The organism is Erythrobacter sp. (genome assembly GCF_036351135.1).
Classification (GTDB): domain Bacteria; phylum Pseudomonadota; class Alphaproteobacteria; order Sphingomonadales; family Sphingomonadaceae; genus Erythrobacter.
Genome location: NZ_JAZBON010000030.1, coordinates 93,154 through 116,196 on the forward strand (window position 1 = coordinate 93,154; position 23,043 = coordinate 116,196).

Sequence of the window (23,043 nt, forward strand, 5' to 3'; positions counted from 1 at the left end):
CAGGCTGTCTCAGGCCTCGAGCCGGTCGACAAGCATATGCGGGGTTGCAAGGCCGATCAGTAAGGCGGCTGCCGACGCGGAATCGAGAACGCCGGATCCCAGCGCGAGCGCCAGCGCACCCATCCCGGTAAGCGCCAGTAGCGTTGCGGGGGCCGAAGCCTCGAAGGTGCTCTGTACGCCGTAAAGATCGAACAGGCGCGACGTAACCGGCAGCGCGTGAAGCGCGAGGAACACGAAGGCGACGGCGAGAACCGGAGAAAGCCAGGCGACCGCTGTGAGCGCAAGCACGCCGAGGATAGCGGGTGGCTCCCGCCGGACGGCTGTAAGCAACACCATTACGACGCCTACCGCCCCGGCGGCCGCGACGCCCCACAGGAACAGCGGCGGGATGGCCGCTCCGGTCAAGTCGGCAAAGACCGCTCGCGTCGCCTCCGGCTGAAACAGCGCCGATCCGCCCACCGCGATCAGGGCTATGGCCCGCGTGGCCAACGGACTCTCCGCCTCCTCGCCCGCAAAATGCCAAGCCGAAAGCGAAAGGAAGAGCGCAAGGCCGAGCAGCGGCGCGGCGAGCCAGAAAGCCGCGATCGCCGCCGCTACGACGAGATAGCCAGTAGCTTCGGGGTTCGAAGTTGCGAACAGTGCACCGCCGCGCTCCACCAACGTTCCATGGGCGAGACCCGCAAGGAAGAAGGCGGCTGCGACGATCATGCTCGCGGCCCCTCCCATGCCCTCCGCGAGGCTCGCGATCGCCAGCAGCACAAGGGCGGTGCGGACGCCCGGCACGGCGACCCTCGAAGGCACCGATGCGCGGACGTCCGCACTCATCATCGTCAGTCGCCGCGCGAGGCTGCGATAGCCGAAGCCTCGGGATGGGTGTCCAGCGCCTCCGCGGCCGGCACGTAACCCTCGATCGCGCTGCGGCACAGAACGTAACGGCTGAGGATGAGGCCGTAGACCAGCTTCGACGAGACGTCTGCGATCGAGTAAAGCAGCTGGCGCACGACCACCACTTCGCCGGTGAAGCCAAGCTGCGGCAGGGCGTAGGCGATGGGATAGAGCCCCCAAGTCGCAAGGAAATACCACCAGATGTTCGAGGGCCATGCCTTAAGTGGCTCGGGGCTGAGCGCGATCCCGCGCTTCACGACGCCGCGCACTTCGACGATCAGCCAGACGAAGAACAGGGTGGAGACGACGCCCCAGAAATTGAGCTGGCTCCAGTCGCCCGCTTCGCCGAACTGGCCGTAAAGCCCGGTCCAGATCATCAGCAGCGCAGGCACGATCATCCGTAAGGAGCGCACATGCAGTTCTGGCCGAGGCAGCGCGAAGGCGATCGCCAGCTGCGTCAGCAGGATCGGGACGGTGATCGTCCAGTTGCCGTAGCGAAAGGCGTTGGTGAAGGTCTCGCCCTCGGCAAGCGGCAGATACATGCTGCCGACAAACTGGTAACTCTCTTGCCACAACGTGTATTCGCGTAGCAGACTGAGCCCGGCCGATGCCATGACCACGGCCGAAAGGATCGGCACGATGCGATAGCGCGGGGCGGGCTGAAAGCTCATCATGATGAAGTAGAGCATAAACGCGAAATGCGCGCCGTAGCTGACCATCAGGATCAGCGATCCTGTCGTATACTGGCCGGTCGTAAGCGAAACGATATTTTCGATATTCCCGAGCTGTTCCGGATCAGGGACAGCAATCATCGCATTCTTCCTGCAAGGCGCGTCCACGAGGCATCGTGGACATCAACACTGCAACCAAATAGGCGAAGTGCGGTTGTGTTGCGTTATGAAGCAAGATGAGTTCGTCGATCAGGTGGGCGGTCGCAGCGGGTCGTCACGGCAGGGGCTGCGCGGCTGGATCGTGCACCGGGTCTGGTCGAGCTATTGGTTGCTGCCCGTTCTGGGCGTCGCCCTGGCGCCTCTGGTCGCGCTCGCGCTGCTCTGGCTCGACCGCGCTTTTCTGACCCGGTTCCTGATCACAGAAGAGCTCACCATCGTGGCGAGCGCAGAAACCGCGCGCGATTTCGCCGGGGTCGGTGCGGGCGTGTCGGCGGCCTTCATCACCCTTTACTTCTCGATCACGCTCATCGTGCTGAGCATGGCGGCGGGCAATCTCGGCGTGCGCCTGATCGATCGCTGGCTGGAAAAAAAACTGGTGCGGGTCAGCATATCCGGGCTGGCGTTTACGCTCGTCACCAGCCTTTTCGCGATGATCGCGACCGATGCCGATGCACCGCTGGAACGGGTGCCGCTGACGCTGATCGGTTTCACGCTCGCTTTATTGATGGTGTCGGTCGCCATGCTGGCCGTCGCGCTGCACGATCTTGGCCGAACCATGTTCGTCGACACCTCGATCAATCGCCTCGCGCGCGATGCGGGCAAGGTCGATGATCGCTTCATCGGGAAGACGGTGGAGGAGATCCCATGGGCCGGCACGCTCGAAGCGCAGGAGGCGGGCTATGTCGAGGGAAACGACATCGCGCGCTTGTGCCGGCTTCTAAAAGATCATCCGGGCCGTGTGCGCGTATGCGCCAGCCCGGGCCGGCATGTTTTGCGCGGTCAGGCCCTCATCCTGTTCAAGAACGAGCCTAGCAGAGACGAAGGGCTGCACGCCTGCGTCCCCATCGGGCCATACCGCTCCAACAGCGAAGGCGCGGTGTTCCAGATCCGCCTGTTGGTCGAAATCGCGGCGCGCGCTTTGAGCCCGGCCATCAACGATTTCTACTCCGCCATCGCCTGCGCAGACGCGCTCGCCGAAGCGATCATGGACCACCGAAAGACGTGGATCGCGGAGGATGAAATCGCCGTCCTGCGCGACGATGAACGTATCGAATTTCTTGGGCAGGACTTTCGCGACCTCTTCGAAGACCCCCTGTCCGCTTTCCGCCAGGCTGCCTCGCAATACCCCTCGGTCAGCATCCGCATGATCGGGAACTATCACCGGGTTGCGCAGATCCTTGCCAATGAGGAACGGTCCGAACCTTTCATCGGTCTCCTCGCCAAATTAGCGCGCGAACTTGCCCATCACGCGGAAAGCGTATCTAGCTACGAATGCGACAAGCGCGACATACGTGAGAAAATGGACGATTTCGACAACTGGTTGCGCGACAACCACCATCCCTTGCTTGACGCCGCATGACTGCCGAAATCCGCTTTTTCTGGGCGCGCCTGAACGCCAATTACTGGTTCTATCCCGCCCTGTTCGCGATTCTCGCCACCTTTTTGGCGATCGTGATGCTTTATCTCGACCGCGCCGGTTTCGCCGCATTCCTTAGCGAGCGCGAGATTATAGTCCCCGTCCGTCCGACGGGTGCCACCAACACGCTGACCGTTATGGCAAGCGCCCTCATAGGAGTGGCCTCCACCGTGTTCTCGATCACGCTCGTCGCCGTCACCTATGCGAGCGGGAACTATGGCCCGCGCCTGCTGACCAATTTCCTGGAAGACAAGGGAAACCAGATCAGCCTTGCGACTTTCATCGGCAGCTTCGTCTACGCGATCATCGTCCTCCGCGCCGTGCGTTCGGAAGACGAAACAACGATGCTGGACGGAACTCAGACCGCACTGCCGGGCTTTGCGCCGCAGCTCTCGCTTCTCGTTGCTTACGTGCTCATGGCGCTTTGCGTCGCAGTGCTGGTCTTTTTTCTGCACCACGTGCCGTCTTCGATCCGCATCAACATGGTGCTGAAGCGTATCGGTGCGCGGCTGGTCGATCTGGTGCGCGAGACCTATCCCATCGAAGACGAATTCCACGATGCGGTCGAGCCGGTCGCGGGCCAGGTGCTGACAGCCTGGGATACGGGCTATGTTCAGATGATCGATTTCGAGGATCTGGTCGAGATTGCCGACGATTGCGGCTGCACCTTCTCGCTATGTGTGCGCACAGGCGACTTCATTCACCGCGACCTGCCGCTGATGGAGATAAAGGGTTGCGCGCCCGAGACGGTCGAGGAGCGGGTGCGAGAATGCTTCAATCTGGGCAGTTTGCGCACGCCCGAGCAGGACCCCGAATTTCTGATCGATGAATTGGTCGAAATCGGTCTGCGCGCTCTGTCGCCCGGCATCAACGATCCATTCACCGCAATCACCGCGCTGCACTGGCTGGGCGCGGCGACCTCCGAAATCGCGCGGCGCGACCTGCGAAAGCGGATCTGCGAAGATGATGCCGAGGATTGTCCGGTCATTCCGCGCTTCGACGGCTTCGCGCATTTTCTCGACCGCGGCTTCGCCTCGATGCGCAGCGCGGTCGCCGCCAGCGGCAATGCGACGATGGTGATGCTCGACGTTATCGCCAACGCGGCGGCGCCGGTGAAGGATGAGGATCGCCGCGGCAAGCTGCTTGAACAGGGCCGGCTGCTGGTCGAACAGGCGCGCGAGGCACTGGTCGGTCCCGATCTCGACCGGGTCGAGAAACGTTATCGTGTCTTCGAAGAGCGGTTCGAGAACTAGTCGGCCCGCGGCTTCGCGGCGGCAGGCGGCGAGCGTTCTCCGGTCGCCCGCGCGATGAGCAGCGCGCTCCCCAAAAGCACCATCCCGGCGATATCGAGCGCGCTCAAGACCTCGCCGAATACCGCGTAGCCGATACCGGCTGCAATCGCCGGCTGGGTCAGCAAGGCGAGGCCGATGACGAGCGGCGGGAAATGCGCGAGCGAATAGACGAGCAGCCCCTGCCCGATCAGTTGGCTGGTAATGAACAACACCAGTATGGGCGTCCAGTCGGTCGGCCAGACCGGCTCGCCCAGCGCCAGCGCCAGGCCGAGCAGCGCCGGCGCCCCGAAGATCGTCACCCAGGAAAGCAGGCTCCAGGAGCCGAACCGCGTGCGCGCATCCTGCAGTGTCAGAAGATAGACCGCGTAGAGCAGCCCTGCGAGAATGCAGAACAGGTCGCCGACGAAGGTTTCGAACGAGATGTCGAGGCTGCGCCCCATGAGGATGCCCGCGCCCACCAGCGCGCAGGCGATCGCGAACCATTCGGACCTTCGCGGCAACATGCGAAGGACAAGGAACCCCCACACCATCAGCACGATCGAACCGGCATTGCCGAACAGCGTCGCATTGCCGAGCCGGGTCATGCCGATGCCGATATGCCAGCTGGCAAGATCGGCGGCGAAGGCAATCGCGCCGATTGCAACCCAGAACAACGTGCGGCGTGGCATGCCGAGCAATGGCTGGCGCGCGAGGTGGGCGAACATCAGGAGGAACGGCAGCGCGAGGAACAGGCGCCAGAACGCCGCGCTGACCGGCCCGGTATCGGCAAGCCGCACCAGCCACGGACCCATCGCCAGCGCCGCATTTCCGGCGAGCAGCGCCGCGAGCTTGGCAAGCGCACCCAGCGGCACAACTTTTGCTTCGCGCGGGTGCACCCTTTCCATGGTTGCGCCCTAGCGCCTTCGCCGCCAAGTGAACAGGCAACCCATACCGACCCACTCCCGAGGAGACGCCCGCAATGCACGATCCCCTGTTCCAGCCCTTGACCATGGGTGCGCTCGAGGCGCGCAACCGCATCTTCATGGCCCCGTTGACGCGGGGTCGCGCGGCCGAACCGGTGCATGTGCCCAACGCGATGATGGGCGAATATTATCGTCAACGCGCCGGCGCCGGGCTGATCCTGACCGAAGCGACCGGTATCAGCCGCGAAGGGCTCGGCTGGCCGAGCGCGCCCGGCATCTGGAGCGACGAGCAGACGGACGGGTGGAAGCCGATCGTCGAGGGCGTCCACAAGGCGGGCGGACTGATCGCGTTGCAGCTGTGGCATATGGGCCGGCTCGTCCACCCGCATTTCCTCGATGGCGAGGCGCCCGTCTCCTGCAGCGCCACGAAGGCGCCGGGCGAAGCGCACACACCTATCGGGAAACAGGAGTATGCGACCGCCCGCGCAATGACCGTGAGCGATATTGAGCGCACGATCGCGGATTACCGCAAGGCGGCCGAGAACGCGAAGCGGGCGGGTTTCGACGGTGTGCAGCTGCACGGCGCGAATGGCTATCTGGTCGATCAGTTCCTGCGCGATGGCACCAATCATCGTGACGACGAATATGGCGGCAGTCCGGAAAATCGCACCCGCTTCATGCGCGAAGTGCTCGAGGCGATCGTCGATGTCTGGGGCAAGAATCGTGTGGGGATCCGCCTGTCACCCAATGGCGACAGCCAGGGAACCGACGACAGCGATCCGCCTGCGACCTTCGGCGAGGCGGCCAGGGTGATCGAGGAGCTCGGCCTCGCCTTTTTCGAACTTCGCCAGCCCGGGCCCGAGGGGACTTTCGGCCAGACCGACGTGCCGCAACAGGACGGACTGATCCGCTCGCTCTATTCGGGCGCGCTGATCCTCAATTCGGATTACGGCCCTGCCGATGCCGCGCAGGATGTCGCCAGCGGACGCTGCGACGCGGTCAGCTTCGGGCGGCCCTACATCTCCAATCCCGACCTCGAGAAACGGATCGCCGCGGGCGCGGAGCTCGCGCCGAACAAGGACGTGCCCAAAAGCTGGTACTTCCCCATTCCCGAGGGCTACACCGACTATCCGACGCTCGAGGAAGAGAAAACGAAGGCGGCATAAGTGCCTCGCGGCGGGCGTTACTCGTCCGACGTTTCGCCATCTGGCGCAGGAGATGATGCCGTCTCCCCATCTTCCGGCGGGTCGGAAGCCGGCGGCGAGGTCGATGTCAACTGATCGAGCGGGATCATCGCATCGCTGATAGTCCCGCCCGACACCTCGCCCGCCGCCCTTCCGCCGGTCTCCGACGTGTCGACCGCATCATCGGCCTCGTCCTCGCAGCTCGCGAGCGCCGTGACGGCGATCAGCAGAAAGGCCGGGGCGCCGAACACGCGCATATGGCGGTTCATGTCCGGCACGCTTTGGCCCGCGCCGCTTCGAGCCGTTCGAGGAATGGATCGGCGCGCGCGATCAGCGCTTCGTCCCATTCGCCCGCGCTCACCCTCTTTCCCAGTCGGGCGAGGCTTGTGACTCCGTATTCGGCGATCCCGCAGGGCACGATCCCTGCGAAATGCGAGAGTTCCGGATCGAGATTGACGGAGAAGCCGTGCATCGTCACCCAGCGGCGCACCCGCACGCCGATCGCTCCGATCTTCGCCTCTCGTCCGTCCACATCGCGCGTCCAGATGCCGACCCGGCCCCCGGCTCGCCACGCCTCGACCCCGAAATCGCCGAGCGTATCGATCACCCAGCCCTCGATCGCGTGGACGAAACAGCGCACATCCTTTCCGCGCGCCCCGAGGTCGAGCATGAGATAGCCGACACGCTGGCCCGGCCCGTGATAGGTGTAGCGCCCGCCGCGCCCGGTTTTGACCACCTCGAAGCGCGGATCGATCAGTTCGCACGGGTCGGCGCTGGTCCCGGCGGTGTAGATTGGCGGATGTTCGAGCAGCCAGACCTGTTCGCCCGCCTGCCCACGCGCGATAGCCGCATTGCGCTGTTCCATTACGCCGAGCGCCTGGCGGTAGGGAACCGGCGCGCTCTCGCACCGCCATTCGAGCGCGGCGGCGCGCAAAGCCTCGGGCAAAACGCACGCCGGTAATTCGGCGGCGGGCAATTCGGGGGCGGTGCTTGCCATGTTGTTCCCGTGGGGGCATTGACCGGTGAGATCAAGGGGCAAGGCGCAGCAGCGATATCGGCCGCGCGGCCACGGGGCCGGGCCGGGCCGGCTGGGAGGCAAGATGAGTTTCGACATGAATGCCTGCTGGTCGCGAGGGATCGAGCTCGTGCGCGACAATTTTCAGCTGTTGCTCTTGATCGCCGCGACGTTCCTGCTGCTGCCGACGGTGGCACTCTATCTGCTCCTCCCTGATATGCAGACCTTGATGGATCCGCGCACCGATCCGGCGGCCCTGCAGGCGCTGCTTGCCGAAAATAGCGGGCAATGGACGCTGGTCCTGCTTGTCTCGCTCGGCCTGCAATTTGCCGGCTTCGCCGCGATGGTCGCACTGATGGGCAAGGCGCGTCCGACCGTCGGACAGGCGCTGGCGACCGGACTGAAGTCGGTGCCGGGGCTGTTCCTCGTCCTGATTTCCGTATTCGTCCTCTACCTTATCGGCGCCGCTCTGATCCTGGTACCGATCTCGCTCCTGACCGGGGCCGCGGGCGCGCCCGCGCTGGGACTGATCGCCGTCATTCCGGTGCTGCTGCTGATAGTGTGGCTGCTCGCGCGCCTCTCCATGACCATGCCGGTGATGGTGCTGGAGGGCAGGAGCAATCCGTTCGCCGCGATGTTGCGCAGTTATCGCCTGACCCGCCCGCGCCAATGGGCGATCCTGCTTTTCTGGGGCGTATTGTTCGCTGTCTTCACGGTCATCAGCGTGCTGTTCAACGGAATCATCGGACTGATCGCCGCCTTGTTCGGATCGGGACTGGCGACGCTGTTGATCGTCGGACTGGCGAACGGCATTACGAGCTTGGTGGCCGGGATGATCATCTGCGCGCTGGCGGCGGCGATGTTTGGCCAGCTGGCTCAGCCTTCAGCGCCCAGCGCCGTCGATCCGCTCGCCTGAGCCCGAAAGTTTCGGCGCGGGAGGCCTTGGCACAGACCGCGTGCGATTGCCTTGACCTGCGCCCTCGCCTAGCGCGGACAGGTCATGGCCGACGACGCTCCTCCCCGCCTCGGCGAACCACGCGATGCCCGGCCCGCATCGGTGCCGCCACGCGCCGGCGCCTCGCCCGTCATCGATCCGCCGCGCGCGGCCAAGAAATCCGGATCCGGCGGCATTTCGACTGCGCGTATGGCGCTGCTATTCACCGTGATGTTGGTGACCGCCGCGGGTAACACCGCGATGCAATCGGTCATGCCGTCGATCGGCACCGCGCTACAAGTCAGCGATGTCTGGATCAGCCTCGCCTACAGCTGGTCGGCGCTGCTCTGGGTCGCCTGCGCGCCGATCTGGGCGCGGAGATCGGACCGGCGCGGGCGCAAGGCGATGATGACGCTGGGTCTGTTCGGTTTCGTCCTGTCCATGGCGCTGTGCGGGCTCGTGCTGTGGGCCGGTCTCGCCGGCTGGCTGACGGCCTTTTGGGCGCTCCTTGCCTTTGCTGCGGCGCGCAGCCTTTACGGCGGGTTCGGCAGCGCCGCGCCTCCCGCGGTCCAGGCCTATGTCGCCTCGCGCACGCCGCGCGCCGAGCGGACCAACGCGCTGTCGCTGATCGCCTCGAGTTTCGGCCTGGGCACCGTTATCGGTCCGGCGCTCGCTCCGCTGATGGTCCTGCCCTTCCTTGGCCTCGGCCTCACCGGTCCCTTCATCTGCTTCGCCGCGCTCGGTTTGGCGGCCATCGTCGTCCTGCGGCGCGGCCTGCCCAATGACGAGCCGCAATTCGCCGCGCGCGGGCGGGCGGCGCCTTACACCAGTGGGGCAGGCGCTCCGCATGAAGATGCTGACGGGCAAGAGAGCGACGATGAGGAGGACGATGACGAGCCGGGTCCGGGTGACACCGCCGCAGCTGCGCGCCTCAGCTGGTTCGATCCACGCCTGCGCCCCTGGGTCGTGGCCGGATTACTGGGAGGGCACGCCCAGGCGATGATCCTTGGCGTATCCGGCTTTCTCGTGCTCGACCGGATGGATTTGCGCGCCACGCCCGAACTGGGCGCGGGGCCGGTGGGTTTGGTGCTGATGGCGGGGGCGATCGCCACATTGCTGGCGCAATGGGGCCTTATTCCCCGCTTCCGCCTGGGTCCGCGCGCCGCGACCCTCTCCGGGATCCTCGTCGCCGCTTTCGGCACCGCCATCCTCGCTGCCGCGGGAACGCTGCACACCATCGCGCTCGGTTTCGCGATCGCCTCGCTCGGCTTCGGGCTTTATCGCCCGGGCACAACCGCCGGCACCTCGCTCGCCGTCAGCCGGGCCGAGCAGGGACAGGCATCGGGCGTGGTCGCGAGCGTTGCCGGCGCATGCTACATCTACGCGCCCGCGCTCGGCGTGTGGCTTTACAATATCGACGACTGGCTGGGCTTCGGCCTCATCATCGCCCTATGCTTCGCAGTGTTCGCGCATGGCTGGCGCGGCTTGCAGGCCGACCGCGACCTGACCCGCACCGCCTAGAGCAGCGCCAGCACCTCGTCCTGCGGGCGGCAAAGGCGGGCGCCCTTCTCGGTCTCGACCAGCGGGCGCTCGATCAGGATCGGCTCCGCCACCATCGCCTCCAGCACCGCATCATCGCTCGCCTCGGGCAGTCCGCGCTCCTGCGCATCCGTGCCGCGCAAACGCAGGCCTTGCGCGGGCGTGATCCCCGCATCGGCATAGAGCTGCGCGAGCTTCGCCTTGGTCGGCGGGTGCTTGAGATACTCGATCACGGTCAGTTCGACGCGCGAGAGATTTTCGAGGATCGCGAGGGTCTTTCGCGAAGTGCCGCATTTCGGATTGTGCCAGATCGTCGCTTTCATATGTCGTCGCTCCCGAACCGAATGATGCCTGCCGCTAGCCTGAAAGCGACATAATCGCCACAGCAACTAATTACTGCAATTGATTCTCAAATCACCGTTGCGTCTGCGAATGTGTTGCAATAGCCCGCCTTCCGAAACCCGGAAGGAAATACATGATCACCATCACCACCCGCGCCGCACTTCTCCTCTCCGGCGCGATCCTTGCCAGCCCGGCTGTTGCCGAAACCGCCGCAGAAACCGCTGCCGACCAAATGCCGGGTGTCGCCATCATGATGGAAACGCAGGGCGACGACATCCTCGTCACCGGCGATATCTTGCAAAGCTCGGCGGTCAATTCGGTCAAGACCCCGACGCCGATCATCAACGTGCCGCAGAGCCTGACCATCACGACCGAGCAGGAAATTCTCGACCGCGGCTTCACCAGCATCGGTCAGATCGTCGACTACACGCCGGGCGTCAACACCTCGCAAGGGGAAGGACACCGCGACGCGATCGTCTTTCGCGGCGTGCGCTCGACCGCGGACTTCTTCATCGACGGCGTCCGCGACGATGTCCAATATTATCGCGGGCTCTACAATCTCCAGCAGGTCGAAATCCTGCGCGGCCCCAATGCCCTGCTGTTCGGCCGGGGCGGAGCGGGCGGCGTGCTCAACCGCGTGACCAAGAAGGGCATCGTCGGCGAGGTATTTGCCGGCGGCCAGGTCGCGGTCGATACATTCGGCGAGGTCGGCGTCTTCGGCGACGTCAATTACGCCTTGGGCGAAAGCGCCGCCCTGCGCGTCAATGCGGCCTATGAGAGCCTCGACAATCATCGCGATTTCTACGACGGCGAACGGATCGGCATTAATCCGACGCTTCGCCTGGCGCTCGGCGAAGGCACCGTCGTCGACCTTTCCTACGAATATGCCGATCACGAACGTTTCGTCGATCGCGGCATTCCCACCGGCGCGGATGGCCGCCCGGTCGAGGCGCTGGAGGAAATTACCTTCGGCGACGCGATCGAGAACTTCACCGATCTCGAAGCGCATCTGCTGCGCGCAAACGTCCAGCACGATTTTTCCGACAGCTGGAAGGGCGTCTTCAGCGCGTTCTACGGCGACTACGACAAGGCCTATTCGAACTTCTTTTCGACCGATTACGATCCGGCGACCAACATCGTCGAGCTCGACGGATATGTCGACGATACGCAGCGCGAGAACCTGATCCTGACGAGCAATATCGTCGGAGAATTCGCCACTGGGGCGGTTCGACACACGCTGCTTATCGGGGGCGAATATATTTCGACCTCTTCGGACCAGTTCCGCTTGAATTCCTTCTTCAGCACTTCGCAGGATGACCGCGAACTGTTTGTCGCCACGCGCCCGATCGCGCTGCGCGGCAATGTCGGGGTCAATGCGTTCGGCGAACCGACGGTCAACACCTTCAGCGACCTGAACGATTTCACCCAAGTCGAGATCGACGTCGTCTCGCTCTACGTCCAGGACGAGATCGAGGTCGCCGACTGGCTCATCCTCGTCGCCGGCGGACGCTATGACAGTTTCGACATCGAGGTCTTCAATGTGCCGGCAGGCGAGCTGCGCACCCGGCGCGACGAAGAGATCAGCCCGCGTGGCGGCGCGATCTTCAAGCCGCAGGACAACGTCTCGATCTATGCCAGTTACTCGCAAAGCTTCCTGCCGCGCTCGGGCGAGCAGTTCGCGAACATCAACGGCGCGGCTGCCGCGCTCGATCCGGACGAGTTCGTCAATCTGGAGGCGGGCATCAAGTGGGACCTGGCCGAGCGGCTGAGCCTGACCGCCGCGATCTTCGAGATCGAACAGTCCTCGCCCCAGCCCAACGACGACGATCCCGCAACGCTCGACGTCATCGATTCGCGCATCCAGGGCCTCGAATTCCAGTTTCAGGGCGAAGTCCTGCCGGGCTGGATCGTGAGCGCGGGCTATTCCTTCCTCGACGGCGAACAGGTCGATCGCCTCGGCCCCACCGGTTTGCGGCCGCGCGAGCTGCCCGAACATATGGCTTCGATCTGGAACCGGGTGCAGGTGACGGATCGGCTCGGGCTGGGGCTGGGCGTGACGCATCAGGGCAGCAGTTTCATCGACAATTCGAACACCGCGATCCTCCCGGACTACACGCGTTTCGATGCCGCCGCATTTTACGATGTCGCTGAAAATCTGCGCCTTCAGGTCAATATCGAGAACCTTACCGACGAGCTCTATTTCCCCAACAGCCACGCGACCCATCAGGCGAGCGTCGGGGCCCCCTTCAACGCGCGCTTCGCGGTCTCGGCGTCATTCTAGCAAGCGCCGGCTATTCGCCCTCGGCGGATCGGTTCGGCACACGCAGAGCGGGGACCAGCTCGGCGGCATCCGCGGCGTCGATCGCGGGGGCCGGCGCGGCGCTGATGCTTTCGCGGCGCTGCACCACACGTCCGGCCCGCTCGATCGCGCGCACCAGACGGGGATAGACGCCGCAACGGCAGATATTCGGAATGGCCTGCGCGATCTCGTCCCGCCCGGGAGCCGGATTGCGCTGTAGCAGTGCGGCGGCGGCGATGACGATGCCCGGCGTGCAAAAGCCGCACTGGATCGCCTGCTCGGCCACCATCGCTTGCTGCACGGGGTGCGACCGGTCCCGCGACAATCCCTCGATGGTCGTGATGAACCGTCCCTCGGCCTCGGCCAGGGTGATCCGGCACGAACGCAAGGCTGCGCCGTCGACCAGCACCATGCAGGCCCCGCATGAGCAATCCGCCCCGCCCGCGCCGTTCTTGGTGCCGGTGAGGTTCGCCGCTTCGCGCAAGGCGAAGAGCAGCGGCATGTCCGGGTCGAGGTCGAACTCGACCGGACGGTCGTTGACGGTCATGCGCGGCATGGGCCGGCCCTATCACCAAGCGCCGGGCTCAGTTGCGCCAGCTGTCGTCGATCCGATCGATCTTGCGCTTCCACGCCTCGAAATCGAACACGCCTGCACCGCCCTGGCTCGCCATCACCGAAAGGTCGCGCTGATGCACGTCGATGACCTCCTGCGGCACGGTTTTAGGTTCGCCTTGCGACAGCGTCGCGATCTGGATCTCGCACGCGCGCTGCAGCGCCCACATCTTGACGAACATCCCCTGGATCGTGCCATCCATAACGACGGGCCCGTGATTGCGCAGCATCAGGATCGAATGGTTGCCCAGGTTCTGGACCAGCCGCTCGCCCTCCTCTTCGCGCACGGTGACGCCCTCGAAGTCGTGATAGCCGATCTGATCCTGGAAATTGCAGGCATAGAAGCTGATCGGCAGCAGCCCGTCCTTGTGGCTGCACACCGACATCGTCGCGGTGGTGTGCACATGGCAGATCGCGTGCGCCCGCGCGCCCAGATGTTTGTGAAAATAGGCGTGCTGGGTGAAACCCGCCTTGTTCACCATGTAGGGCGAGCCGCCGACATTGTTGCCCTCGACATCGATCTTGACGAGGTTCGATGCGGTCACCTCGTCATAGAGGAGGCCGAAAGGGTTGATGAGGAAAGTGTCCTTCTCGCCCGGCACCTTGACCGAAATGTGGTTGTAGATCGATTCGCCCCAGCCGAGGTGATCGAAGATTCTGTAGCAGGCGGCGAGATCGAGCCGGGCCTGCCATTCTTCCTTGCTGACCTGGCCTTCGAGGCTGTCGGATTGTCTGAGCTGGGTTGCCATGTGCTGTCCTTCTCGAATTATGTCCTCGCCCCGCCGCCAGGGCCGTAATCTTTGCGTTACCGTTATCGCATGGATTGCCGCCGCTTCACAAGACGCCTGCGATCCGCTGCCCCAACCCGGCGGGGCAACTTGTGCGAAGAGCGCAGCGCCGCTTGCACCGAATTGCTTTGCCCCCGCAGCCCGACCTTGCGATAGGCGCTGACAGTCCATGGATTTACCGCGCGAAACCGAGGCGCCCGAACGGGAGCCGGCCCGCAACAATGCGAAACTGACCCGCGGCAGCATCGTCGGCCACCTGGTCGGACAGACGCTGCCTGCGATCGTGGGCGTGGCGGCGATCATCTCGATCGGGCTGGTCGATGCCTATTTTATCGGCCAGTTGGGCGAAGACGAACTCGCCGCGATCAGCTTCATCTTTCCGATTTCGGTCGCGCTGTCCTCGCTCGGCGTCGGCGTCATGGTGGGTATCAATTCGGTGGTCAGCCGGGCGCTGGGTGAAGGCGACGACGAACGCGCCGCACGGCGGGCCAATTTCGGCATCGTCTTCGCCGTCCTGTGCGGCATCGCGCTCGGCGTCGCGCTGTTCGCGTCGCTCGATCTCGTCTTCGCGCTGATGAACGCGCCGGCGAACCTCCTTCCGATCATCGACATCTACATGCAGCCTTTCGCGCTCGGCCTTCCACTGCTGCTTGCAATCATGGGCTTCAACGGCGTGCTGCGCGGACAGGGGGAGGCGCGCAAGACCAGTCTCGTCAGCCTGACTTATGCGGCGGCGAACTGGGTGCTCGATCCGATCCTCATCACTGGTGCTTTGGGCTTCGGCGGCTTCGGCATCGTCGGGGCGGCCTATGCGACGATCATCGGCTGGGCCTGCGGGGTGGCGATAGCGATCGTGCTGGTGAAGCGGACGGCGATCCCGCTTGACCTCTCGCTCCTCAAGGACACGCGCCTGCTCGACCCGGCCACCGCGATCCTGAAGGTCGCGGGGCCCGCCGCCTTTTCCAACGCCATCAATCCGATCGGCCTGTCGGTCCTCACCGCGCTGGTCGCCAGCGCCGGGCAGGATGCGGTCGCAGGCTTCGGCGCGGCGGGCCGGTTGCAGAGCTTTGCGACCGTGCCGCTACTGGCGCTATCGGGCGCGATCGGTTCGATCGTCGGCCAGAACTGGGGTGCTCGGGCTTATGACAGGGCATGGAAGGCCGCGCTTTATGCCGGGCTGTTCTGCGTTGTCTGGGGGTTCGCGACCGCCATCGTGCTGACTTCGGCGAGCGAGACCTTCGCGCGGGCGTTCACAGACAAGCCCGCCGTGGTCGAAGAATTCGCGCTCTACCTGCAAATCGCCGCCTGGGGCTATGCCGGTTTCGGCATACTGATCGTCGCTAACGGCATTCTTAATGCAATCGACAAGGCCGCCTTCGCGCTCGGCCAGTCGCTGGCGCGCGTGTTTCTGGTCATGCTGCCGGTCGCCTGGCTGCTTCAGGACAGCTGGGGCAGCGCGGGCGTCTACAGCGCGGAGCTTGCCGCCAATTTGTTCGGCGCGGTGACGGGCGCCGCGCTTGTCTGGTGGGTCCTTGCACGCGGCCGCCGCGCACCGGCCGCCCCGCAGGCGGCCTAGTGACCCTTCGTTAACCATCCCCCGCCATAGTCTGGCGCGTTGCAACAGGGGCACGCGCGCAATGGACGATCTGCTGGCGGAATTCGTCGCGGAAACACGCGAGATGCTGGAGGCGAGCTCCGGCGAAATCGTCGCGTGGGAAGCCGACCCGACCGACCGTGCCCGGCTTGATACGATCTTCCGTTTCGTCCACACCGTCAAAGGCAATTGCGGTTTCTTCGATTTTCCACGCCTCGCCGCGCTCAGCCACGCCGCCGAAGATGCGCTTGCCGATTGCCGCGCGGGACGCCGCGATCCCGATGGCGCGATGGTCACCGCCGTGCTCGCGATCATCGACCGCATCATCGCCATGGTCGATGCGATCGAGCAAACCGGCACATGTCCCGAAGGAGACGATAGCGCGCTGATCGAGGCGCTGATCGCCCCGTCTGATGTAGCCAAGCACAGACCGGCGAACTCGCCCGGCCAGGACGACACCGCTTCGGCGGACAGCGCCGCGTCGGAAAACACCCCCGCCCCCGCCGCGCCGGCGGTGCAGCGGACCATCCGCCTGCCGGTCGACCTGCTCGATCGGGTGATGAGCGGTGTCAGCGACATGGTCCTGGCGCGCAACGATCTTGCGCACCGGCTGCGGCAGGCGGGCACCCAGCCGACCATCGACGGCCCGTTCGAGCGGCTGACGACCATCCTTTCCGACGTTCGCGATGCGATCACCCGGATGCGCATGCAGCGGATCGAAACGCTGTTCGGCGCGCTCCCCCGCCTCGCCCGCGATCTGTCGCAGGAACTGGGCAAGCAGGTGATGATCGATCTCGAGGGCGGCGATGTCGAGCTCGACCGCGAAATGATCGAAATGATCCGCGATCCGCTGACGCACATCATCCGCAACGCGATCGATCATGGGATCGAACCACCGTCCGATCGCCTCAAAGCGGGAAAGCGCGAAATCGGCCTGCTGGCGATCGCCGCGCACCAATCTGGCAACACGATCTCGATCGTCGTCAGCGACGATGGCCGAGGCCTTGCCGAGGACAAGATTGCCGCGAAAGCCCTCGCCACCGGCCTTATCACCGCGGCCGAATGCGAGACGATGAGCCGCGATGCCATTCTCCAGCTGGTCTTTCAGCCCGGCTTCTCGACCGCCGAGGAAGTCAGCAGCGTCTCGGGCCGCGGCGTCGGCCTCGACGTCGTGCGCGACAATCTCGAACGTGTCGGCGGCAGCATCAAGGTGACGAGCACAGCCGGCATCGGTACGCTGTTCACGCTGCAGATCCCGCTGACGCTCAGCATCATTGCAGGGCTGACGGTCGAGGCGGCCGGCCACCTCCTCGCGATCCCCCAGGGCTATGTCGAGGAGATCATCCATGCCTCCTCGAATTCGCTCGATCAGACGCATGTCGGTGAGACCGCGCTCGTCACCTTCCGCGGCGAGCGTGTGCCCTGCCTGACGCTCGGCGAGGTGCTCGGTCTCGAACCCGGCGCCTCCGATCCTGGCGAGCGGACGATGGTGATGCTGCGGCTTGCCAGCGGGGACCTGTTTGCGCTCGCGGTCGACTCCATCCATTCGCACGGCGACCTCGTCGTCAAACCGCTCGCTCCCGCGGTCATGAAGGCCGAGGTCTATGCCGGCTCGACACTGCTCGACGACGGCCAGCCGATCCTGCTCCTCGATGTGACCAACATCGCCGCGCGGCACGATCTCGTCTCCGATGCCCGCGGGCGCGTCCTGCACGCGGCCGAGGAAGAGACGCAGGGCGCCGAGACCCAAGTGCACCGCGCCATGCTGTTCACCGATTTCGACAACCGGCGCTGCGCCGTGCGGCTGGATCTCGTGCAGCGGATCGAGACCGCGCCGCTCTCGGCGCTCGACGTCAGCGGTCCCGCCCCGCGCGCCGTCATCGACGGAATGATCCTGCCATTGATCGGCTTGCCGGACGGCCCCTTCCCGGCGCAGAAAATGCGGCTGCTGCGGCTTAGCGACGGGAACAGCGAGCTTCTCCATGTCGTGCGCGAGATCGACGATGCGGTCGCGCTTTCGAGTGTGCTCAAACCCGTTCCCGAAGACCCGCTGGTCGAAGCGGTCACCCTGCTCGGCGACCAGGCCATCACCCTGCTCGACGGGCATGCCCTGTTCGCGCGCTTTGGCGAAGCGCCGCGCGCCGCCGAGCGACCGCTATGCCGCCTGCCGGAGGGCGTTTGGGCGAAGACCATCCTCGCGCCGCTGGTCACCTCCGCGGGCTACGACCTCGCGCGCGATGCGGAAACGAGCGAGGATGTCGCAATCTGGTTCGACGACGAGTACGAAGCCGCGCGCGCGCTCGATTACGACTTCCCGGCGCCGGTCGTGCGCCTGCGCGAGGTGCCCGATGCGCCCGAAGGCTGCGAAACGGTCTATCGCTACGATCGCGACGGATTGATCGAAGCGCTCGGCAAAGCGCGCCGCGCAGGGGGCAAGAGATGATGAACGACCTTCTCGTGATGTCGCAAATCGCCGGCCGGCGCTGCGCCTTAGGGGCGCATGACGTGCAGTCGGTGATCGAGATCGGCACGCTCACGCCCGTCCCGCGCACCCCCGCCTTCATCGCCGGCATCACCGCGATGCGCAGCCAGACGCTGACCGTGATCGACTGCCGCACGGCGAGCGGCTTCGATGCGGCCCAATATGCGCTCGATCACCGCGCCATCGTCGTCGCGCTGCAAGGCTATTCCTATGCGCTGCGGGTCGATGCGATCGAGGATATCGCGATGGCGATGGGCGAGGCGCAGGACGTGCCGGGTGGCTTTGGCGAACAATGGTCGCGCGTCGCCACCGGCCTGGTCGAAACGCGCACGGGCCCTGCATTGCTGCTCGATCTGCCCGCCATCGTCGCCGGCCCGTCCGCCCGGCGAGGTGCCGCTTAATCCAATGCTTACCTTTCTTGGCCTACGTTCCAGATGAAAAGATCCGGGGTTCGCGCATGAAAAGCTGTCTTGTCGTAGACGATTCCAGAGTTATCCGAACCGTCTCGAGGCAGATCCTCGAGACGCTCGGCTTCGCGGTCGAGGAAGCCGAAAACGGCAAGACCGGGCTCGATGCATGCGAGCGGGCGATGCCCGACGTCGTGCTGCTCGATTGGAACATGCCGGTGATGACCGGAATCGAATTCATCATTCAGCTGCGCCAGCGGCCGGGCGGCGACAAGCCCAAGGTCGTCTTCTGCACCACCGAAAACGACGTCGCGCATATCCGCGAAGCGATCAGCGCGGGCGCCGACGAATATGTGATGAAGCCCTTCGATCACGAAACTCTGCAGATCAAGCTGCAACTGGTCGGCTTTTCATGAACGCGCCAGCTCAGCCACCGCGCCGCCCCGCCAAGGATGGCGCGCACTCGCGCCAAGGCGACGCTTCGCCCCGCCCTGCGATCCGCGTCATGATCGTCGACGATTCGCTGACGGTGCGAACGATCTTCCGCCGCATGGTCGAAAGCGATCCGGGCATGGTCGTCGCCGCCACGGCGAGCAGCGGCGAGCGCGCCGTCGCCGGGCTCGAAACCGATCCGGTCGACGTCGTGCTGCTGGATCTGGAAATGCCGGGTATGGGCGGGCTAGAGGCCCTGCCGCTGATCCTCGAGACCGCGCCTGGATGCGAGGTGCTGGTGGTGTCCTCACTCACGCAGGACGGCGCCGAGGCAACGCTGCGGGCGCTGGCCGGCGGGGCGGCCGACACGTTGCTCAAACCACGTCCGGGCGGGTTCGACGAAGACTATCGCAGCCAGCTTCTCGGCAAGATCCGCGCGCTCGGAAGCCCCGAGGACGAAGAGATCGCGGCCGGCGACAGTGACATCGGCCATGCGCGCAGGCGCGACGGCTCGCATATCATCAATCCGGTGCATGAACGCCGCGCGCTCAAACCCGAGATTCTCGCCATCGGCGCTTCGACCGGCGGCATCCACGCGCTCAACATCCTGCTGCGCGCGCTGAAACGCGACTTCAACCTGCCGATCGTCATCACCCAGCATCTACCCTCGTCCTTCATTCCGGTCTTCGCCCGGCAGATCGAGGTCGCCAGCGGCCGGGCTACGCGCATTGGAGAGGACGGCACGCCGATCCGCGCCGGCGAAGTCGTCATCGCTCCGGGCCACAGCCACATGGCGGTGCGTCGTACGTCCGATGGGCTGTTCGTGCGCGCGCTCGCCGAGCCGGCTCCGAGCGGCTGCCTGCCCTCGGTCGACCCGATGTTCGCAAGCCTCGCCTCGACCTGCGAAGGGCGCGTCCTGGGAATCGTCCTTTCCGGCATGGGCCGCGACGGTTTCGAAGGTGCGCAGGACATCGTCGCCGCCGGCGGCACGATCTGGGCGCAAGATGCGGAAACGAGCGCGGTCTGGGGTATGCCCGGAGCCATCGCCAGAGCCGGCCTGGCGACCTTCGTTGCCGCGCCGGGCGATCTCGGCGAAGCGATCATGATGCAGCATCGCGGCGAAGTGCAGGGCGTGGGCGCGGCGAAGGACGCGGCGCCGAGCTGATCCTTATGGACGCGAGCCCAGCCTCATATCAGTACATCGCCGATCTCCTCGCCGAGCGCACCGGTCAGCACCTGACCGAAAGCCGGCGCTGGCGCGTCGGCACTGCTTTGTCAGGCGTTTTTCGGGAACACGGGATCAGCAATCTCGACCAGCTCGTCTGCCTGCTCGACGAGCCGCGCCGACGCTCGCACGACCGCGATCTCGCCACCGAAGTGGTCGAGGCCTTGCTCAACAACGAGACCTATTTCTTTCGCGACAAGCCAACCTTCGACCAGATCCCGCAGCTCATCCTTCCCGAGCTCCGACGCCGCCGCGAGCAGGCCCGCCGCCTTTCGATATGGTGCGCGGGGTGTTCGACCGGACAGGAAGTTCACAGCCTCGCCATGCTGTTCGAGGACCAGAAAGCGGACTGGGAGGGGTGGACGATCGACATCCTCGGGACCGACATCTCGCACAAGGCAATCCGGGCTGCCCGCGCGGGGCTCTACAGCCAGTTCGAAGTGCAGCGCGGCCTGGGCGTCGCAGAGATGCTGCGTCATTTCGACGAAGACCCGGCCGGTTGGCAGATCCGCGATCACGTCCGCCACATCACTCGCTTTCAGCAGGACAACGTGCTGTCCGCGCCGCCGGCTAGAGCACGTTTCGATCTTGTCCTGTGTCGCAACGTGCTGCTCTATTTCGATCATGCGACCCGCGCGGTCGCGTTCGACCGGCTGGCGGAGGCGCTTGTCCATGACGGTTTCCTGATGCTCGGCGCAGGCGAGACGGTGGTGGGCCAGACCCGCGCGTTCGCACCGGCGCCCGATCTCCTCAGCACCTATGGGCGCGCGGCCGAACCCGCCGAACGGGCGGAGTTCGGCGCCTTCGTCTGAGCGTCCGACCCTGGAAAAAGGCGCGGCTAGTTTTGCGCTCAATACACCATCGCGCTGTATCGTCAGCGCCTGAACCGAACCCGCGAGGTTATTTTTCTAGTTAGGCGTGGCGCTGGCGACGCTGTGTTCGACAAGTCGTTTCGCCTTTGCCAGACGGTGTCGATGCAATTTCGTGAGGAAGCAGGGCAGCGGGCCGCGCCGCGTTCCGTATGGTGCTTCGCCGCGCTGCTGGGCGTCGCAGCGCCGACTGCCGTTTTGCTGGCAATCGGAGGTGGTGCCGCCGCACCGACCATCGCGCTAGGCCTGATGACCGCCGCCATGATCGGCGCCGCTATTTCAGGTAGTCTGCGGACCGGAACCCTTCTGGGGATCGCAAATGGTGTCTGGCTCGCGACCTTGTCGGTGGCCTTCGACATCGTGCCTATCGGTAATATTCTGCTCTCCGCATTCGCAGCCCTTGTCGCAAGCCTAAGCTTCGCGGCACGAGGTGCCCTCTTCGCGCGCTCTTCGGGACGGCGGGGTTGGCTCATCGCATTCGCGGTCGCCCTCGGTGAGGCCGCCATACTGATCTCCGCCGCCAGCGATCCGGGCCTGTGGCCGCACTGGCTTCTCGTGCTGTTGCCCGCGCAATGGGCGAGCCTCGCGTTCGAGGACGCGCTTGCAGGCACCGGACTGGTATCCGCCGCCGCGCCGCTCGCCGCGCTGGCGGTGACCGCCCTGGCCACGCTGTTCGTGCGCCAGCTCTGGCCGAGACGCTGGACCTATCTAATCATGTTCACGACCTGGCTCGCCATGGCGGCGCTGGTATGGCAGGCCTCATCGCCCGAAGCGAAACGCGCCGACGCCGAACCTGGCAAGTCGGCAGGGAGCTCGCAAGAGGCCGGCGCGACAGGGGAATGAACTGACGAGCTGCAAAGGTTCGAAGGCAGTAATGTTCGGCCGCATACTTTTGTCTACTCGCCGCGTTTCGCAGCGATTGGCTCAGGAGGACACGCAACGCTTCCCACATCAGGACCTACGAGAGCCTCGACTGCTCTGCCTGCCAAACAGGCAGCGACAACGGCCCGCGAAGTGCGAGACCAATGGAATAGCATGGCGGCGGTTGTGATGCGCCGCATTGGTGCTCGAATGTCGTGCAGTTCGACAGAGAAAGCGCGTTGTCCGGAGCGCCCGATACGCGGGTGCTTATTTGTCGGGCAGCCGCTGGAACTTCGGCGGCCCCGGGTCGCGCAAAGACGCGGCAATGATCGCAGCCATTCGCGACCTCAATTCGTGAAAGTTCGCGGCCTTCCCCCACAACCGCAATCCCGCCTGCGCCAAACGACAAAAGGCCCCGCAGCGAACTGCGGGGCCTTTGGCGGCGATAGCCTGAAAGGTGGTTGCGGGAGTTGGATTTGAACCAACGACCTTCAGGTTATGAGCCTGACGAGCTACCGGACTGCTCCATCCCGCGGCACCTTTATGTCTCGCAATCGAATGATCGACAGAGACCAAAAAGCCGCCGCTCGGTCGCACCGGCAGCGGCTTTTTGAAATCGTGAATGGGTTTTCGCTCGTATGCCTTAATAAAGGCGCCCCACAAGCTGCAATGCCTGGCGGTGACCTACTCTTCCGTGCCTTAGGACACAGTACCATCGGCGCTACCTGGTTTCACGGCCGAGTTCGAGATGGGATCGGGTGGGTCACAGGCGCTATGACCACCAAGCAATGAAGCTTGTGGGATACGGGCCTAAATCGATGCCCACGCATGTGAATGCGCGAACGTAAAGGGCGTATCTGGCTGGAGAACTCCTCCATCGCAGACGGACCCATTCAGGCCTGTCATTGACAGTGCAGACTCTCAAGCGCGAACAGAACTATTAGGACTGGTTAGCTCCACGCATTACTGCGCTTCCACACCCAGCCTATCAACGTCATGGTCTATGACGGTTCGAAGATACCTAATCTCAAGGGAGGCTTCCCGCTTAGATGCTTTCAGCGGTTATCCCGTCCG

Annotated in this window: 21 protein-coding genes, 1 tRNA gene and 2 rRNA genes; 13 read left to right on the forward strand and 11 right to left on the reverse strand. The window is 64.8% G+C overall.

The annotated features are described in order from the left end of the window. Positions 1-9: 9 nt before the first annotated feature. Positions 10-828, reverse strand: a complete 819-nt coding sequence (locus tag V2I30_RS12305) for a Brp/Blh family beta-carotene 15,15'-dioxygenase (RefSeq protein WP_330662469.1) — start codon at positions 826-828, stop codon at positions 10-12. Positions 829-830: 2 nt separating this feature from the next. Beyond that, complete coding sequence (locus tag V2I30_RS12310) at positions 831-1,697, reverse strand: bacteriorhodopsin (RefSeq protein ID WP_330662470.1); 867 nt, start codon at positions 1,695-1,697, stop codon at positions 831-833. Positions 1,698-1,782: 85 nt separating this feature from the next. On the opposite strand from V2I30_RS12310, the gene V2I30_RS12315 reads away from it, so the two are divergent. Together V2I30_RS12315 and V2I30_RS12320 are read left to right on the forward strand one after the other, a co-directional pair. After that, positions 1,783-3,135: a DUF2254 family protein gene (locus V2I30_RS12315; RefSeq protein WP_330662471.1), complete on the forward strand. Its 1,353-nt coding sequence runs from the start codon at positions 1,783-1,785 to the stop codon at positions 3,133-3,135. Further along, entirely contained in the window at positions 3,132-4,445 is a 1,314-nt protein-coding gene (locus tag V2I30_RS12320) for a DUF2254 domain-containing protein (protein ID WP_330662472.1), read from the forward strand. Before V2I30_RS12315 ends, V2I30_RS12320 begins: the two co-directional genes overlap by 4 nt. On the opposite strand, the gene V2I30_RS12325 is transcribed toward V2I30_RS12320, so the two are convergent. After that, a complete protein-coding gene (locus tag V2I30_RS12325; protein ID WP_330662473.1) occupies positions 4,442-5,368 on the reverse strand; it encodes a DMT family transporter in 927 nt (308 codons plus the stop codon). The genes V2I30_RS12320 and V2I30_RS12325 overlap by 4 nt on opposite strands. 74 nt (positions 5,369-5,442) lie before the next feature. Here V2I30_RS12325 and V2I30_RS12330 point away from each other — a divergent pair, with 74 nt between their 5' ends. Then, positions 5,443-6,552 carry an alkene reductase gene (locus tag V2I30_RS12330; RefSeq protein WP_330662474.1) on the forward strand — a complete coding sequence of 370 codons (1,110 nt, stop codon included), beginning with the start codon at positions 5,443-5,445 and terminating at the stop codon, positions 6,550-6,552. Positions 6,553-6,569: 17 nt separating this feature from the next. On the opposite strand, the gene V2I30_RS12335 is transcribed toward V2I30_RS12330, so the two are convergent. Beyond that, positions 6,570-6,839: a hypothetical protein gene (locus tag V2I30_RS12335; RefSeq protein ID WP_330662475.1), complete on the reverse strand. Its 270-nt coding sequence runs from the start codon at positions 6,837-6,839 to the stop codon at positions 6,570-6,572. Next, entirely contained in the window at positions 6,836-7,567 is a 732-nt protein-coding gene (lipB, locus tag V2I30_RS12340; RefSeq protein ID WP_330662476.1) for a lipoyl(octanoyl) transferase LipB, read from the reverse strand. The genes V2I30_RS12335 and lipB overlap by 4 nt, the downstream gene beginning before the upstream one ends. A gap of 103 nt (positions 7,568-7,670) precedes the next feature. Here lipB and V2I30_RS12345 point away from each other — a divergent pair, with 103 nt between their 5' ends. After that, positions 7,671-8,501, forward strand: a complete 831-nt coding sequence (locus V2I30_RS12345; RefSeq protein WP_330662477.1) for a glycerophosphoryl diester phosphodiesterase membrane domain-containing protein — start codon at positions 7,671-7,673, stop codon at positions 8,499-8,501. 84 nt (positions 8,502-8,585) lie between these two features. Then, positions 8,586-10,040, forward strand: a complete 1,455-nt coding sequence (locus V2I30_RS12350; protein ID WP_442896934.1) for an MFS transporter — start codon at positions 8,586-8,588, stop codon at positions 10,038-10,040. Here the strand turns inward: V2I30_RS12350 and arsC are convergent. Next, positions 10,037-10,381 carry an arsenate reductase (glutaredoxin) gene (arsC, locus tag V2I30_RS12355; protein WP_330662478.1) on the reverse strand — a complete coding sequence of 115 codons (345 nt, stop codon included), beginning with the start codon at positions 10,379-10,381 and terminating at the stop codon, positions 10,037-10,039. The two genes, V2I30_RS12350 and arsC, sit on opposite strands and share 4 nt — an antisense overlap. Positions 10,382-10,533: 152 nt before the next feature. Here arsC and V2I30_RS12360 point away from each other — a divergent pair, with 152 nt between their 5' ends. Continuing rightward, on the forward strand, positions 10,534-12,681 hold the full coding sequence (locus V2I30_RS12360; RefSeq protein ID WP_330662479.1) for a TonB-dependent receptor: 2,148 nt from the start codon (positions 10,534-10,536) through the stop codon (positions 12,679-12,681). A gap of 10 nt (positions 12,682-12,691) precedes the next feature. Here the strand turns inward: V2I30_RS12360 and V2I30_RS12365 are convergent, their stop codons facing one another. Further along, positions 12,692-13,255 (reverse strand): (2Fe-2S)-binding protein, encoded by a 564-nt coding sequence (locus V2I30_RS12365; RefSeq protein WP_330662480.1) that lies wholly within the window; start codon positions 13,253-13,255, stop codon positions 12,692-12,694. 28 nt (positions 13,256-13,283) lie between these two features. Then, positions 13,284-14,060, reverse strand: a complete 777-nt coding sequence (locus V2I30_RS12370; RefSeq protein ID WP_330662481.1) for a class II aldolase/adducin family protein — start codon at positions 14,058-14,060, stop codon at positions 13,284-13,286. 208 nt (positions 14,061-14,268) lie between these two features. Here V2I30_RS12370 and V2I30_RS12375 point away from each other — a divergent pair, with 208 nt between their 5' ends. From V2I30_RS12375 to V2I30_RS12405, 7 genes are all read left to right on the forward strand, one after another. Continuing rightward, entirely contained in the window at positions 14,269-15,675 is a 1,407-nt protein-coding gene (locus tag V2I30_RS12375; RefSeq protein ID WP_330662482.1) for an MATE family efflux transporter, read from the forward strand. 61 nt (positions 15,676-15,736) lie between these two features. Continuing rightward, on the forward strand, positions 15,737-18,136 hold the full coding sequence (locus V2I30_RS12380; protein WP_330662483.1) for a chemotaxis protein CheA: 2,400 nt from the start codon (positions 15,737-15,739) through the stop codon (positions 18,134-18,136). Continuing rightward, positions 18,136-18,576: a chemotaxis protein CheW gene (locus tag V2I30_RS12385; RefSeq protein ID WP_330662484.1), complete on the forward strand. Its 441-nt coding sequence runs from the start codon at positions 18,136-18,138 to the stop codon at positions 18,574-18,576. The genes V2I30_RS12380 and V2I30_RS12385 overlap by 1 nt, the downstream gene beginning before the upstream one ends. A 56-nt stretch (positions 18,577-18,632) precedes the next feature. After that, entirely contained in the window at positions 18,633-18,998 is a 366-nt protein-coding gene (locus V2I30_RS12390) for a response regulator (protein WP_330662485.1), read from the forward strand. Beyond that, on the forward strand, positions 18,995-20,179 hold the full coding sequence (gene cheB / locus V2I30_RS12395; RefSeq protein ID WP_330662486.1) for a chemotaxis-specific protein-glutamate methyltransferase CheB: 1,185 nt from the start codon (positions 18,995-18,997) through the stop codon (positions 20,177-20,179). The genes V2I30_RS12390 and cheB overlap by 4 nt, the downstream gene beginning before the upstream one ends. Positions 20,180-20,184: 5 nt before the next feature. After that, positions 20,185-21,051 (forward strand): CheR family methyltransferase, encoded by an 867-nt coding sequence (locus tag V2I30_RS12400; RefSeq protein ID WP_330662487.1) that lies wholly within the window; start codon positions 20,185-20,187, stop codon positions 21,049-21,051. Positions 21,052-21,213: 162 nt separating this feature from the next. Beyond that, positions 21,214-21,951 (forward strand): hypothetical protein, encoded by a 738-nt coding sequence (locus tag V2I30_RS12405; RefSeq protein WP_330662488.1) that lies wholly within the window; start codon positions 21,214-21,216, stop codon positions 21,949-21,951. Between the two features lie 476 nt (positions 21,952-22,427). Here V2I30_RS12405 and V2I30_RS12410 read toward each other — a convergent pair. From V2I30_RS12410 to V2I30_RS12420, 3 genes are all read right to left on the reverse strand, one after another. Next, positions 22,428-22,504, reverse strand: a tRNA-Met gene (locus V2I30_RS12410). Positions 22,505-22,640: 136 nt separating this feature from the next. Then, positions 22,641-22,755, reverse strand: a 5S ribosomal RNA gene (gene rrf, locus V2I30_RS12415). 135 nt (positions 22,756-22,890) lie between these two features. Beyond that, positions 22,891-23,043 (reverse strand): 23S ribosomal RNA (locus V2I30_RS12420); the annotation flags it as partial.